General features: G+C 27.8%; 15 protein-coding genes. 11 read left to right on the top strand and 4 right to left on the bottom strand.

Translation table 11 applies throughout. The features are described from left to right. Nucleotides 1–25 precede the first annotated feature (25 nt). Both HZY31_RS02770 and HZY31_RS02765 read left to right on the top strand, forming a co-directional pair. Entirely contained in the window at nucleotides 26–1,501 is a 1,476-nt protein-coding gene (locus HZY31_RS02770; protein WP_297317947.1) for a nucleotide-binding protein, read from the top strand. Further along, on the top strand, nucleotides 1,501–2,343 hold the full coding sequence (locus HZY31_RS02765) for an SDH family Clp fold serine proteinase (RefSeq protein ID WP_297317946.1): 843 nt from the start codon (nucleotides 1,501–1,503) through the stop codon (nucleotides 2,341–2,343). Before HZY31_RS02770 ends, HZY31_RS02765 begins: the two co-directional genes overlap by 1 nt. A 29-nt stretch (nucleotides 2,344–2,372) precedes the next feature. Here HZY31_RS02765 and HZY31_RS02760 read toward each other — a convergent pair whose 3' ends face one another. Genes HZY31_RS02760 through HZY31_RS02750 form a run of 3 tightly spaced genes read right to left on the bottom strand, consistent with a single transcriptional unit; the run spans nucleotide 2,373 to nucleotide 4,423 of the window. Beyond that, complete coding sequence (locus HZY31_RS02760) at nucleotides 2,373–3,383, bottom strand: homoserine dehydrogenase (protein WP_297317945.1); 1,011 nt, start codon at nucleotides 3,381–3,383, stop codon at nucleotides 2,373–2,375. A 20-nt stretch (nucleotides 3,384–3,403) separates the two neighbouring features. Continuing rightward, nucleotides 3,404–3,886 carry an ACT domain-containing protein gene (locus HZY31_RS02755; protein WP_297317944.1) on the bottom strand — a complete coding sequence of 161 codons (483 nt, stop codon included), beginning with the start codon at nucleotides 3,884–3,886 and terminating at the stop codon, nucleotides 3,404–3,406. A 3-nt stretch (nucleotides 3,887–3,889) separates the two neighbouring features. Further along, nucleotides 3,890–4,423 carry a CDP-2,3-bis-(O-geranylgeranyl)-sn-glycerol synthase gene (locus tag HZY31_RS02750; RefSeq protein WP_297317943.1) on the bottom strand — a complete coding sequence of 178 codons (534 nt, stop codon included), beginning with the start codon at nucleotides 4,421–4,423 and terminating at the stop codon, nucleotides 3,890–3,892. Between the two features lie 84 nt (nucleotides 4,424–4,507). On the opposite strand from HZY31_RS02750, the gene HZY31_RS02745 reads away from it, so the two are divergent. The 7 genes from HZY31_RS02745 (at nucleotide 4,508) to HZY31_RS02715 (ending at nucleotide 10,514) form a co-directional block, all read left to right on the top strand. Further along, nucleotides 4,508–5,341: a phosphoadenosine phosphosulfate reductase domain-containing protein gene (locus HZY31_RS02745; RefSeq protein WP_297317942.1), complete on the top strand. Its 834-nt coding sequence runs from the start codon at nucleotides 4,508–4,510 to the stop codon at nucleotides 5,339–5,341. Between the two features lie 21 nt (nucleotides 5,342–5,362). Continuing rightward, nucleotides 5,363–6,433: a nicotinate mononucleotide-dependent phosphoribosyltransferase CobT gene (gene cobT / locus HZY31_RS02740; protein WP_297317941.1), complete on the top strand. Its 1,071-nt coding sequence runs from the start codon at nucleotides 5,363–5,365 to the stop codon at nucleotides 6,431–6,433. A 60-nt stretch (nucleotides 6,434–6,493) separates the two neighbouring features. Then, the gene (locus HZY31_RS02735; protein ID WP_297317940.1) at nucleotides 6,494–7,015 is read left to right on the top strand and encodes an archaemetzincin family Zn-dependent metalloprotease; all 522 of its coding nucleotides are present in this window, start codon (nucleotides 6,494–6,496) and stop codon (nucleotides 7,013–7,015) included. Nucleotides 7,016–7,082: 67 nt separating this feature from the next. Further along, nucleotides 7,083–8,408 carry a Ni-sirohydrochlorin a,c-diamide synthase gene (cfbB, locus tag HZY31_RS02730; protein ID WP_297317939.1) on the top strand — a complete coding sequence of 442 codons (1,326 nt, stop codon included), beginning with the start codon at nucleotides 7,083–7,085 and terminating at the stop codon, nucleotides 8,406–8,408. A 122-nt stretch (nucleotides 8,409–8,530) separates the two neighbouring features. Beyond that, nucleotides 8,531–9,382 carry a phosphate signaling complex PhoU family protein gene (locus tag HZY31_RS02725; RefSeq protein WP_297317938.1) on the top strand — a complete coding sequence of 284 codons (852 nt, stop codon included), beginning with the start codon at nucleotides 8,531–8,533 and terminating at the stop codon, nucleotides 9,380–9,382. Continuing rightward, on the top strand, nucleotides 9,379–9,987 hold the full coding sequence (trmY, locus tag HZY31_RS02720) for a tRNA (pseudouridine(54)-N(1))-methyltransferase TrmY (RefSeq protein ID WP_297317937.1): 609 nt from the start codon (nucleotides 9,379–9,381) through the stop codon (nucleotides 9,985–9,987). Before HZY31_RS02725 ends, trmY begins: the two co-directional genes overlap by 4 nt. Before the next feature lie 395 nt (nucleotides 9,988–10,382). Continuing rightward, nucleotides 10,383–10,514: a hypothetical protein gene (locus HZY31_RS02715; RefSeq protein WP_297317936.1), complete on the top strand. Its 132-nt coding sequence runs from the start codon at nucleotides 10,383–10,385 to the stop codon at nucleotides 10,512–10,514. A 420-nt stretch (nucleotides 10,515–10,934) separates the two neighbouring features. On the opposite strand, the gene HZY31_RS02710 is transcribed toward HZY31_RS02715, so the two are convergent. Then, complete coding sequence (locus tag HZY31_RS02710; protein WP_297317935.1) at nucleotides 10,935–13,136, bottom strand: DEAD/DEAH box helicase; 2,202 nt, start codon at nucleotides 13,134–13,136, stop codon at nucleotides 10,935–10,937. 724 nt (nucleotides 13,137–13,860) lie between these two features. Here HZY31_RS02710 and HZY31_RS02705 point away from each other — a divergent pair. Beyond that, complete coding sequence (locus HZY31_RS02705; protein ID WP_214399278.1) at nucleotides 13,861–14,043, top strand: antitoxin; 183 nt, start codon at nucleotides 13,861–13,863, stop codon at nucleotides 14,041–14,043. A 7-nt stretch (nucleotides 14,044–14,050) separates the two neighbouring features. Continuing rightward, a complete protein-coding gene (locus HZY31_RS02700; RefSeq protein WP_297317934.1) occupies nucleotides 14,051–14,317 on the top strand; it encodes a type II toxin-antitoxin system RelE family toxin in 267 nt (88 codons plus the stop codon). Nucleotides 14,318–14,585: the final 268 nt, after the last annotated feature.

The raw sequence follows: 14,585 nt of genomic DNA, 5'->3' as shown, positions 1-14,585 counted from the left end.
GAACATTTTTTATAGGTGATAAATAATGGAAATTGGAATTTTGGATATAAAAGGTTCTTTGCCACTATTTGAAGATTTTGGTAACTTACCTACAAAAATTATTGATGAAAAAAATTACAAAGAAATTAAAGATTTAGAAGTTTTGATAATTCCGGGAGGTAGTTTAATAGAGAGTAATTCATTAACTAATGAGTTAAAGAAAGAAATAGTCAATTTTGATGGATACATTATAGGAATATGCAGTGGCTTTCAAATATTATCAAAAAAAGTAGATGTTGGTAGAAAAAGCACTATTCCTATTTTTAGAGAAGGTTTAGGGTTGTTAGATGTAGAATTTTATCCATTGGTTTGCACTGATAGAGTTAAATTTGAATTAAAAAAATCTATCTTTGGGGAGGGAGTTGGAGAAGGTTTTCACTGTCACACATATGGAGATATAAAAATAGTTGATAAAGAGACAAAAATTTTAACAATATCAAATGTTAAAAAGTTAAATTATAAGATAAATGAGGAAAAAAATATAATTTCTGGGGCTTTTAAAGGAAAGGTCTTTGGAACTATGGCCCATAACTTTTTAGACAATGAATTTATTAGAGACAATTTTTTAAAGCATTTGAATGTTGAGGAAGATGAGAAGGAAGAAATTTTTACAAAAAATAAGATAATAAAAGAGGAATTAAAAAAGAGAGCATTAAAATATAGAATAAATCCTAAGTTATATCATAAAGAGGATAAATCAAAAGATAAGAACAAAAAATATGGAATTATATTATTATCTACATCATCAAACAGTGGAAAAACATTTATAACTACTGCAATATCTGGAAAATTAGACGGAAAGGTTTTTGTAGCTAAAATTGGAGGAGATGTTAGAGATATAGTTCCTCCTCTTTATTTGTTAAGAGAAAAGATGACAAAATACAACAGCATAAAAATTGGTGAGAGGGGTTGGGTTAAGGTAAATGAATTTTTAGAATATGTAAAAAATTCAGAGTATAAATATATAATTGTTGAAGGAGTTATGGGAGCTTTTACTGCCGCATTTAAAAATCTATCTTCTTACCAAATTGCTAAAAAACTTGGATTTTCTGTTTATATTATAAGTTCCTGTAATTTAAGTGGAATTGAAGGAGCATTTATTGAGGCAATCTCTTATTATAATCTACTTAAAGATATTGGAATAAAAGTAGAAGGAATTATTTTGAATAAGGTGTATGATTGGAATATCTTTAATAAGTTAAAAGAGTTGGCAGAAAAGTATAACATAAAACTTTATGGAGTAGGAAAAGTATCTAATGAAAGTAGAGGGCTTATTCCAGAGATAGAGATTGACTATGAAAGTTTTTGCAAAAATGCACTTAATGTTGATTTAAATATAGATATTCCAGAAGTTAATTTAGAAGATAACAGCATAACAAAAAATATATATGATAAAAACGATAATTTTTTAGCGGTATTAGATAAATGGATAAAAAGAATATTTAATATGAGGGGAACATAATGGATATTGTTGGAGGATTTTTTAGTTTAATCTGGTGGCTATTGTTTTTTTATATACTTATGGCACCGCAAATACAGTATAAACAATTACAACTTGCAAGGTTAAGACTCCTTAAAGAGATTTCAGATAAAAGAAATTCAACGGTAATTACATTAATACATAGACAAGAAAGTATAGGATTCTTTGGAATACCAATATACAGGTTTATATCAATAGAAGATAGTGAAGAGATTTTGAGAGCTATAAGGTCTGCTCCAAAAGATAAACCGATTGATTTAATTATACACACTCCTGGGGGTTTAGTTTTAGCGGCTACACAAATAGCAAAGGCTTTAAAATCCCATCCAGCAGAAACGAGGGTTATAGTTCCTCACTATGCGATGAGTGGAGGAACTTTAATAGCCTTAGCGGCAGATAAAATAATTATGGACGAAAATGCAGTTTTAGGTCCAGTAGATCCACAACTTGGCCAGTATCCTGCTCCAAGTATTGTTAAAACTGTTGAGCAGAAAGGTGTTGAAAAAGTAGATGATCAAACATTAATATTAGCAGATATTGCTAAAAAAGCAATAAATCAAGTTCAAAATTTTATATATAATTTATTAAAAGATAAGTATGGAGAAGAAAAGGCTAAAAAATTATCAAGGATACTAACTGAGGGTAGATGGACTCATGATTATCCAATCACAGTAGAAGAGGCAAAAAAACTTGGTTTGGATGTAGATACAAATGTCCCAGAGGAAGTTTATGCATTGATGGAGTTGTATAAACAGCCAGTTAGACAGAGAGGAACTGTTGAATTTATGCCATATTCAAACCCTCAAAATAGTAATATTAAATAATATTTTCTTTTTTAATCAAAAGTAAAAATCTACCTTCTTGTTATCTGATAAATATGGATTAAATCGCTTAAAATAGCTGATGCTGTCTCTATTGGCCCTGCTCCTCTCCCAACAACTACAACCTCTTTTGCCAAATCTGTTTCAAACATAGCCACATTTAAAGTTCCTTTAACATTTAGTGGGCTATCAATTGGTATAAGCATTGGCTCGACAATTAAGTGCTTATCTTTAATTTGACCAATAAGTTTTATTGTATAGCCTCTTTTATTTGCTAAGAATATTGCCTCTGGTGTTATTCTGCTAATTCCTTTAACTTTTACATCTTTTATAGTTTTATTCATTCCCATAATTGAGTTTGCTAAAATAACTATCTTTGCTGCGGTATCTAAACCTTCAATGTCTTGAGTAGGATCAGTTTCAGCTATCCCCAATTCTTTAGCCTCTTTTAAAATAGTTTCAAAGTCTAATCCTTCTTTTTCCATTTTTGTTAATATATAGTTAGTAGTTCCATTTAAAATTCCTCTTATTGATAAAATTTCATTTCCTGCTAATGTTTCTTTTGCTAAGTTTATTATAGGCATTGCTCCTCCAACTGATGCCTCGTGTCTAAAAATAACATTGTATTTTTTTGCCGCCTCAATTAACTCTTTATAAAATAAAGCCAAAGGTCCTTTATTTGCTGTCACAACATGTTTTTTATTTTTAAAACTCTCTAATATGTGGGTTTTAGCAGGTTCTCCTGTCTCTAAGTTTGAGGGTGTTACTTCAACAACTACATCGGCATCAACATTTCTTATAACGTCTATTGAACTCATCTCTCTACCTTTTTCTGGATAATTTATAATTTTTCCTGTTTTTTCTTTAACATCAATTGCCTTTTTTAAATTTAAACCATTCTCGTCAATTGCCGCTCCAGAACTGTCTGTTATTGCTACAACTTTAAACTCCTCAAAGTTTTCCTTTAAATATTCCCTCTTTTCATATAAAACTTTAGCAACTCCTTTACCTATTGCTCCAAATCCAATTATGATAATGTCCATTGTCTCACCAAGTAATAAAATTAGAGTATAGATTTTATAAAAAACAAATTTTTTTCTTTTTCCAATTTATCAAATAAATAAAAAAGTTCATTTATTTTATCTTTGTCTATTATAATCCTCATAATTGCCGAAGATTCCTTATCTGGATGTGGCATAATTAAATCTAAATCCTCTACGAGTCCAATTTCGTTTATTCTATCTATTGTATCTTTTATATCTGTATCTACAACGTGCCCAATAACTACGACATCTAAATAAACTTTTTTATCCTTTCCATCAATTTTTTTAATTATTGCTCCTTCTTTTTCTAAATCTTCTAAAATTTTTTTTAATTTTTCATAATCTTCAATGTCAATAACTATTCTAACAGGAACCTTTCCTCCTCTCTTATCTTCTCTTGAATGAATCACACTTATTATATTAGCTCCATACTTTGATATTGGTGTTAAAACTTTTAACAACTCTCCTGGTTTATCTTTTAATTCAATATCTATGGTTATCATATTTTACCACCAAATATCTTTAATTCCCAATTTATAGGCAATTATATTTCCAAGTAGATGAACAAATAAAGTAATTAAACAAATTGTTATTATCATTTCATAAGGTATTGGTGCTAAAATATAACCAAAGGCAATTGCTCCAATGACAAAATCAAGTTGATCTAATAGAGGGGCTGGTCTTCCTCTCTCAATATTTAATCTCCTTTTTATAAAACTTCCCACAGCATCTCCAACAATTGCCCCAGTAGATAAAAAGAATGCCAATATAACATGGTCTAAAACAGTGCCATAAAAATCCAAACTTCCAAAAATATTAAAATCTACCAAAATTCCCTGTATTAAGCCAACCAATGTTCCACAGAGAATTCCAAAAATGCAACCTCTATATGTTACACCATCTCCTATTAACCTTTTGCCATCAATAAAATTTTTCCCTAAATCTACTGGTGTGCCTCCTCCAAATACACACGCTGATGCATTAGCCACATACGCTGGAAGAATATACCACAACGATTCAAACAACAACTTATAGAACATTCATCTCCCCTTATTTGATAACTTCATTTGACTATAACCAAAGTTTTTTAAGTTAATCAAATATAAAATATTATCCGTGATAATATGGAATGTTCTATCTGTGTTCATACATCAAAAACAAAAAAAATTATTGACTATAATGGTAAAAAGATTTGTATAGATTGCTTAACAATGTTAAAGTATCCTCCAAATTTTGAAAAGATGAAGGAAGAAGTTGAAAATATTTTATACAATTTAAAAAAAGAAAATAAAAAATATCATTGTATTTTAGCATTTTCAGGGGGAAAAGATAGTGTTTTATCTCTAAAATTATTAGTTGAGAAGTTTAAATTAAATCCATTGTGTGTTATGGTTGATAATAAATATATTGCCAACGAAGCAATAGAAAATGCCTTAAATGTAACTAAACATTACAATGTAGATTTGATTATATTAAATAGAGACTTTACAGATTTATTTGAGGATGTGATAAAAAGAGGAGAGAGTCCTTGCAGAAGATGTTCAAGATTAATATTAAGAGAAGTTTGGAGATTTGCCAAACTATTGAATATAAAATATATAGTAACTGGTCACGAACTGCCTTTTGGGCACTCGGCAATAAGAGATATGAAAGAGGGCATAAAGATGATAAGATTATTAACCCCATACAAATTTAAAGAGGAGGAAAAATACAAAATGCTAAAAGATCTTCCTTGGAAAAAGCCAAATTTGGGTGGTTATACTACAAACTGTTTAGTTTTAGGATTGGCACTAAATAGATTTTTTGAAAAATATGGGTTTAGTTTTGAGATTGATAGAATAGCAACACTCGTTAGATTAGGTTTGTTATCAAAAGAAAAAGGTAAAAAATTATTAGAAAAACCAGAAGTTCCAGAAGAAGTTTATGAAGAGTTAAAAAAGAGAGGATTAAAGATATAAAATAAAATGAGGGATATAAGTATGGATATAATAACAATAAATGAAAATGGATTTTTAGATAAAATTAAAGGAAAAAAGCCATTATTTACTTGCGTAATTTCATCTATTGAAACTACAACATATATTCCAATATCTGGCGTTCATAGAGATGTTATTAAATATACCCCAGCGGCGGATGTGGAACTTGTTTTCTGTGGAAAATCTTTAAGTTTAAAAACTCCTCCAATAGATTCAACAGGCTCTCCTACGCCAGCAATTATTACGAGAAGTTGTGTTGAATTAAAAAATATAAAAAACTTACACATAGATGCTGGAGCCTTTATAAAGCCAAAAATTCCATTTATTGAAATTGACTATAAACCAACGGGAAAAATAGAAGAAGGTAAAGCAATGAACAACTCCAAGGAATTATTTAAAAAAGGTTATCTATTAGGAAAAAATTTGGAGGCGGATATTTTAATTGTAGGAGAATGCGTTCCTGGGGGGACAACAACTGCCTTGGGTGTTTTGTTAGGTTTAGGCTATGAGGCAGAGGGAAAAGTTAGTTCTGGCTCTGTAAATAATCCACACGAGTTAAAAATAGAAGTTGTAAAAAAGGGATTAAAAAAAGCAAATATAAATAAAAATTCATCTGTTTTTGATGTTTTAAATGCAGTAGGAGATAAGATGATGCCTGTTGTTGCTGGTTTAGCAATAAGTTTCGCTGAAAGAAAAAAGCCAGTTATATTATCTGGTGGAACTCAGATGAGTGCTGTTCTTGCAGTTATAAAAGAAATCAACAAAGAAATTTTAAAAAAGAATTTAGTAGCAATAGGAACAACAGAATTTGTTTTAAATGACAAAAAAGGGGATTTAAGAGGGATAGTTGAGCAAATTTGGGATATTCCTATATTGGCATCTAAATTTTATTTTGAAAATTCAAAAATTGAAGGTTTAAGAAATTACTGCAAAGGTTCTGTAAAGGAAGGCGTGGGAGCTGGAGGAATAGGAGTATATAGCATAGTTAATGGATTAAATCCTATAAAATTGAGAGAACATATTGAAAGGAAATATATAAATCTATTTTTAGATTTACAACAAAAACCTTTATAGACCTCATAATTATATACATAATAAAAGATTTGACAAACAAAATATAAAGTGGAGATTATTATGTCTGTCTGTTCTATCTTTTCTGTTGGAGATTTAATTCCCTCTGTTAAGAAAGAAACTGAAAAAGTTATAAGAGAAAAGTTTAAACTACTACCTCGTTTTGAAGGAAAAATTCCTCCAGATGTTAGAGGTTCAAGAGATTATCAACTACTTGCAGACATACAACTTGAAAATGTCCTTATTAATAAACCTTCTGATGCTCTCTTTGCTGTTGCAATAACTCCCTATGACCTCTATTCTAATGGGCTTAACTTTGTATTTGGAATTGCTTATCCATTTAGAGGGTGTATAGTCTCTTACGCAAGGTTATATTCAGATAATGAAAAACTATTCCTCTCAAGAGTTAGAAAAGAAGTTACTCACGAAATGGGTCATGTTTTTGGTTTATCTCACTGTCCTAATCCTAAGTGTGTTATGCACTTCTCAAATTCTCTATATGATACTGACTATAAAGAAGAGGAGTTTTGTTCCAACTGTAAGAAAAAACTCTATCTCTCTATGAAAAATCTTGGTTTAATTTAAATATATTATATTTTATTAAACCTTTAATAAGTAATATTAGAAATTAACCAAAAAATAGGAGATATTTATGAAGAGAGTAGTTATTGCTGGAACATCAAGTGAAGTAGGGAAAACAGTTATATCTACTGGAATTATGAAGGCGTTGTCTAAAAAGTATAATGTTCAAGGGTATAAAGTTGGTCCAGATTATATTGACCCAACTTATCATAATATAGCCACTGGAAATAAATCAAGGAATTTAGATTCTTTTTTTATGAATAATGAGCAAATAAAATATCTTTTTCAAAAACATTCAAAAAATAAGGATATAAGTATAATTGAAGGTGTTAGAGGATTATATGAGGGATTATCTCCTATAGACGATATAGGAAGCACTGCGAGTATAGCTAAGGCTTTAGATAGTCCTATAATTCTTATAGTCAATGCAAAGAGTTTAACGAGAAGTGCAATAGCAATAATAAAAGGTTTCATAAACTTTGATAATGTAAAAATTAGAGGAGTGATTTTTAATTTCGTTAGAAGTGAAAAACATATTAAGAAATTAAAAGAGGCAATGCAATATTATCTCCCAGATGTGGAAATAGTTGGCTTTATTCCAAGAAATGAAAATTTTAAAGTGGAAGGTAGGCATTTAGGTTTAGTTCCTACACCAGAAAACTTAGAAGAAATTAATAAAAAAATAGAGACTTGGGGAAATTTAGTTGAAGAATATTTAGATTTGGAAAAGATTGTTGAAATTGCAGATGAAGATTATGAATATATAGATGATGTTTTCTTGTGGGAGATTAATGAAAATTATAAAAAAATAGGTGTTGCTTATGATGAAGTATTTAATTTTTATTATTGGGACATTTTTGATGCTTTAAAAGAAAATAAGGCAAAAATAGAATTTTTTAGTCCATTAAAAGATTGTGAAGTTCCAGATGCAGATATTTTATACATTGGAGGAGGATATCCAGAGATTTTTAAAGAGGAGTTAAGCAACAATAAAGAGATGATTGAAAGTATTAGAGAATTTGACGGCTATATATATGGAGAGTGTGGGGGTTTGATGTATTTAACTAAATCTATTAACAATACTCCTATGGTTGGTTTATTAAACTGCTCATCTATAATGGATAAGAAAGTTCAAGGATTAAGTTATGTTAAAGCAGAGTTCTTAGAAAATTGCTTAATAGGAAGGAAAGGATTAACATTTAAAGGGCATGAGTTCCATTACTCAAAATTGGTTAATATAAAAGAGGAGAGATTTGCATATAGAATATTAAGAGGTAGAGGAATAATAAACAATTTAGATGGAATTTTTAATGGAAGGGTTTTAGCTGGTTATTTACACAATCACCCAGTTGCTAATCCTTATTTTGCCTCGTCTATGGTTAATTTCAATGGATAAAGGTTATTTATTTTACTCTTTGTTATTTTTTGTGATCTTATTTTAGACAAATTTTATATAGTTTAGATTTTAATATACAACAAAGGTATTTAATTACATAAAATATGAAATTATGTGATAATATGTTAAGAGGTAAAGAGGCTACATTAGCAGGAATCATAAGGGTAATTATTGAAGATGAGCCTGAAACACAAGATGAGATTGCTGAAAAACTTGGAATTAGTAGGAGATATGTTGCTAAACTTTTAAAGCCACTAATTGAAGAAAAAATTGTAAAACATCCTTATGTTGTTGATATGAGTAAATTGCATAAATTAAACTTAGAATTTGATGAATACATAATATTACTAATGAAAGAGATAAAAACTACATTAGAAAAGATGAGAGATACGCTCTTAGATAACCTAAATTTAGTATATAACGCCTTAAAAAATAACGATAAAAAATTGGCAGAAGATATTATTATTAAAGATTATGAATTAAACAAAATGGAAGAAGAAATTAGGATGCTTTTAAGTATGAATGCACTAAAATACTTGCCAAGAAATTATATAAATGCATTTGCCAGTATTGCATCAAATCTTGAAAGGTTAGGGGATTATATAGCAAACATTGCTGAAGAAATTATTCATGGTCTTAGATTAGATGAAAATATTGAAAATGACATTGAGAGAATTTTTAACATTCTTAAAGAAATGCTAATTGAGGCAGTCGATGTTGTTATAAATAAAAAGAAAGAAACTAAAATTTATAAACTTGAAGAAAAACTACATGAAAATCTTGAAGAATTATTAAACAAAGTTCTACAAAACAAAAAAGAGGACTTAAACTTTTATGTTCAATTTGGTATGTTTTTAAAAGACATTGAAAGATTTGGAGATAGATGCGTTAATATTGTAAATATTGCCTTAGAACTTTATCACAACATTCCAAGAAGTCCAATTCCAGAAAGATTAAAAAGGGGTAGATTATGAGAGAATTTATATTTAAGGCAAATAAAACAATAACATCCTCAAACATAAATTTAAAAGATTTGCCGGGAAGTTGTGGAAGGTTAGATTTATTGTGTAGATGTGTTAGTGATGCCTTCTTTTTATCTCATGATATAAGGAGGGATGTAATTTTTTATTCTGTATTATATGGACAACCCAATCCACCAGTATGTTTAAAATTTGTTGGTAGTGAATTAAAAAAGGTTTCTCCAGATGAAAGAAATATAGCCATATTTATAAAAAAGGCTCTAAAAAAATTTGAAGAATCTGATGAAGATCAAAGAAATGATTGGATTTTATCAACACCCGGAATTTATGTAAAGAAATTAGAATTTAGAGACTTGATATTAGAAAAGATTAATGAGGGGAAGAATATTTATTATTTACATAAAAATGGGGAAGATGTTGAAAATGTTGATATAAAAAATCCTGTTTTTGTAATTGGTGATCATATAGGAATTGGAGAAGAAGATGAGAAATTTTTAGATAAGATTAAAGCTAAAAAAATATCTCTGTCACCATTAGAGTTACATGCTAATCATTGCATAACAATAATACACAATGTTTTAGATAAACGACAGTATTAGATGAATTTAAGGGATCAATATAGTTATATACGAAAGTAGATATTTGTGAAAATTTGTAAGTCACTACAATGTTGAAGATGAAGAGTTATCAAAATCTTTAAAAGTTGATTAAAAGTATTGAAGATCAAGTTATCATTATTAAAATAATTGTAAATATTTTATAAATTACTTTACCTTTGTAAAGTTTTAACTATTTTACAGTTCTCAAAATTTTAACTATATATACTTTACTATTTAATTTAAGGTAGTAATATATATATGTTAGAGTTATAATTATATAAAAATAATATAGATAAAAATGCTATTAAATTAAAGTTAGTTTCTATAAAAAAATAATTTCAGAAGCGGAGTGAAATAATATAGGCTACTCTAACCACCATAGAAGGGTGAGCATTATGGATATATTAAAAGGTCTTATATTAAAAATTTTCGGAACTGTAATTGCAATTATAAAAAATGATATGGATAAAAAATATATTAAAGTTAGGTGTAAAAAAATTAAAAAAATAGTTAGCGAAGAAAATTAAAAATAGTTGGCGATGATGCCTTCTATGGGCGGAGCCATATTAATGGGCTACTCTAACCACCATAAAGAGGTAGCATTAATAATATATTAAAGGATAGTGTATTAAAAGTTTTCGGAACTGTAATTTTAGTTGCCTTAGTATCTGAGCCTGTTGTTTGAGAGAACACTTCTACTATTGAACTTTTTTAAACTTATACTCATAAATAACTTTTCAAAACACTACAATATAGTATTGTATTTTATATTATATAGTAATCAGGTGTGCAATAATAATGAAATTTTTCATAATAATCAGAGATAATGAAAAAATAGATATAAGCAAACATTATAAAAATATTGTTGTAAAAAAGTATCTACTAAAATTGAAATAATAAATTGTTTTTAGTAAATCTTACCCATTTTCATATATATCCCAGCAGTATTAAGAAGTAGTTTCCTCATAAAGTTCAAAGAATTTCTCTATACTTCTATAACCTATTGCAAGTAGATTAAGTGTTATTAGCTCTCTAATTTTCTTATATGTCTCTTCATTTTTTATAGAAATATTGTAATAATTTATATGAGCCTCTAAATATATCCTAACATCTACACTTACAGATATGATAATTTTTGATGAAAGTGATTTATTTTTGTCATTATATCTTCCATAATCTATGCGTAGAGAATAATACTTATTTTCTTTGAAATTTTTAAGGTTTTCTTCTAATGTATGAACTAAATCTTTAAGTCTCTCTTTAATATTATCAAGTAGTTTAAATGGAAATATCTTCATAAACAATTTTAATATTGACTTTCTATCTAACCTAAAAAATGCATTTTCACAGTATGTTATTCCTTCTGATTTACTATCATCATATAATCTTTTCAATTCTTTAAATATAAAGTCAGATAGTAGTTCTACATCATAAATATAAAATACGTGGTTATTATAGATGGCTTTATCTAATACTTCACTAAAACTACCCTTATTTATTTGTTTATCAAGATTTTTTAATATTCTTTTTATTTCTACATAACCTCGTAACCAAGGACTGGTAAGTATTAAAAAAAATAAATTACTAAGATCTTTATCAGATTCTATATTAAAACCCATATTTTTGAGATCTTCTATAAAATTTTCATCACTTTTAGCGATATTCAAAAGATAAGTTATTGGGTCACTTATTACTCTACCAAGGGTTATAAGAGTATAAGGAATAGCAACATCATTGTAAATATTTGAGAATTTATCCAATATATCCAATATTCTCAATTCAGGCCCCTTTTCATTTAAATTATATATAATATAATTTACATCTACTCCCTCACTATACAAATTCCATAATGCTTCTTCCACATCCCCATACTCTCTTGTTTTTGGTGTTAGAGTAAGGACTAAATATTTTATTTTCTTTGGACTTGCCAGTCTAATAAGGCGACCTAATCGTTGGTAAAATCTCAAAGGACTTTTTGGAGTATCACTCATTATAAGCAAGCCAGCTTCTGGAATATCTACACCCTCCTCACCAACCAGTGTAGAAATGATAACATCAACATGCCCCTCTTTAGCCCTTTTCATTAAATTCAATCTCTCCTCTTTACTCATATCACTTGTTAATACTTCAACTTTATGAGTAGATAAACCAATAGACCTTACTATAACTTCCTTAAATTCATAAGCCGTAGCCTTACGTGACGTAAACACTATAATAGGCTTTAGAGAATCATTGTTTTTAACATCATATACTAAAAATATTTCACATAATGCTCTAGCTTTATGAGAGGGTTCATTTGAATTACATAATTTTGCAGAGTCAGAATCATATTCTAGTATTCTATTTTTTACTATTGCTCTTTTTAGACTTTCACAAAATGCTCTTTTACCATAACGAACTAATGTATTTTCGAGGAATTTAATTGCTCTTGGGTCCCCTGGAATATTCCCACAGAAAAAATTATTATATACAGTTTCTTCAATTTCATTCATTTCAGCATCAAATAAGTCTGCAATGGCTTTTGGAGGTTGAAATGAAGGATCTATTTCAGACAACTTCTTAAAATCATAATTTAAAATGGTAGGTTCTCCTAATAATGATTGCACTCTAGTATCTAAAGAATATCTTTTTTTACTTGGAAGTAATGCTGTAAAACCAAATACAAAGTTAGGATTCAATTTTACTAACAGATCTCTATAATGCTTTCCTCCAAATGCATGGTGAATTTCATTTATAATTACAACATTAAACTCCTCCTTTATGGCAGTTGCACATTTTAAGGCTGTTTGAGGGGTTGATATAACGATTTTTTTATTTGCATCTAAAAAACTGGAACAATTTCCTTCATATTCTTTCCCAACGATATTATCAAAAAGTTTGCTCCATAACTTAGAATACATTTGATCACATAAAAATCTGGTGGGTTCGAGTACTAAAATACGTGATTTAGAAGTTTTAAGGGCATAATATGCCGTAAAAATTTCAATTAGTGTTTTACCGCTACCAGTAGGCATAGAAACGACAATAAAGTTATTTCCTTGTGAAACAGAATTAATAATGTCTTTAATCACATACTCTTGATAAGTCCTTAGCGAAAAGCCAAACTTCTCCATAAGTAAGTTATTAAATTCATTAAGTATTGTCTTCATAAACTCATCCCCTTTTTAATCATTACTAACTTAAAACCTTTAATAATTAAAAAAAGATACTAAAAAATTTTGAAATCACATTTTATATATAATTCAACTTATCTATTATTCATTGCTTTATAGAGAACAGTTTTAAGGTGAGTGGTTTTATGTATAAAAATAATTCTTCAGGAAATATTTTTCTGTGGGTCATTTTTAGTAGTTTTATTATATTGTTAGTATTGTCATTTTGTGAATATTTGTATATGCACATATATAACACTTTGATAAGATCTACATGTATGACTATTGGATTATTAATTTGTTCAATATTTTTAGAATATATTATGCAATTCAAAGTATTTAAAAATAAAAATGATCGTTTAATGTGGTATAATTCAACATATATGTTTCTTGTATTCTATATTATAATCAATAGCACAAATTTTAATTCTTGGATTTTTATTATACCTACTATTGTTTTGATAATATCTCTTATGAGATATAATGATACATGTTTTAAAAATTAACTTGTCTATAATATTAACAATCTTATATTTGGTTTTATATTTATAAACGATTTTTCAAAAAACTACAAAGGAGATGAAATAAATCAAAAGCTAAAAATCTATAGTCGCTTTTGTAGAGGTTTATATCAATCCAAAAATAGCAAATTATTTATTAACATAAAATAATAATTAACAATAATAAATAATTAATAATAAATAATTATTTGGTGGTTAAAATGGGCATTGTTCAATCATATATTACAGATGAGAAAGGAAATATTAAAGGAGTTATAGTAGATTATAAGATATTTAAAAAAATTGAAGAATTATTATTAGATTATGGACTTTTAAAGGCTATGGAAGAGGTAGAAGATGAGGAAGAAATTGATTTAGAAACGGCTAAAAAGTTATTAGAATAGTGAAATTATGAAAGTATATTTTAAAAAATCTTTTATTAAAGATTTAAAAAATCTACCTAAAAATATACAAATAAAGATTAAAAAATTAGTTTTTGAAGAAATTCCCAATAAAAATAGTTTATCTGAAATTCCAGATGTAAAAAAGTTAAAAGGGGCAGAGAATTACTACAGAATTAGAATAGGGGATTATAGAATTGGTTTTAAATATGAAAATGGGAAGATTATTTTTTATAGAGTATTACACAGAAAACAGATTTACAAAAAATTTCCATGATTTATATTAGGTTTAATTCTAAAATGAATTTTACTTTTGTAAAGTTTTAGTTATTTTATAGTTATTAAAAATCTTAATTGGCTAATTATATACTTTACTATTTAGTTTGAAATAGTAATATATATGAGTTTTTACAATTATAATTAAATATTAAAAAATATGTTAAAGTTACCTATAAAAAAATTAAAAATAGTTGGCGATGATGCCCTCTATGGGCGGAGCCAATATTAACGGGCTATATTGAACCACCATAAAGAGGTGGCATTAT

The sequence above is a fragment of the Methanocaldococcus sp. genome (genome assembly GCF_024490875.1).
Taxonomy (GTDB): Archaea; AGJL01; Methanococci; order Methanococcales; family Methanocaldococcaceae; genus Methanocaldococcus.
Note: the sequence above shows the minus strand (reverse complement) of the source record. Positions and strands in the feature narration are given on the sequence as shown.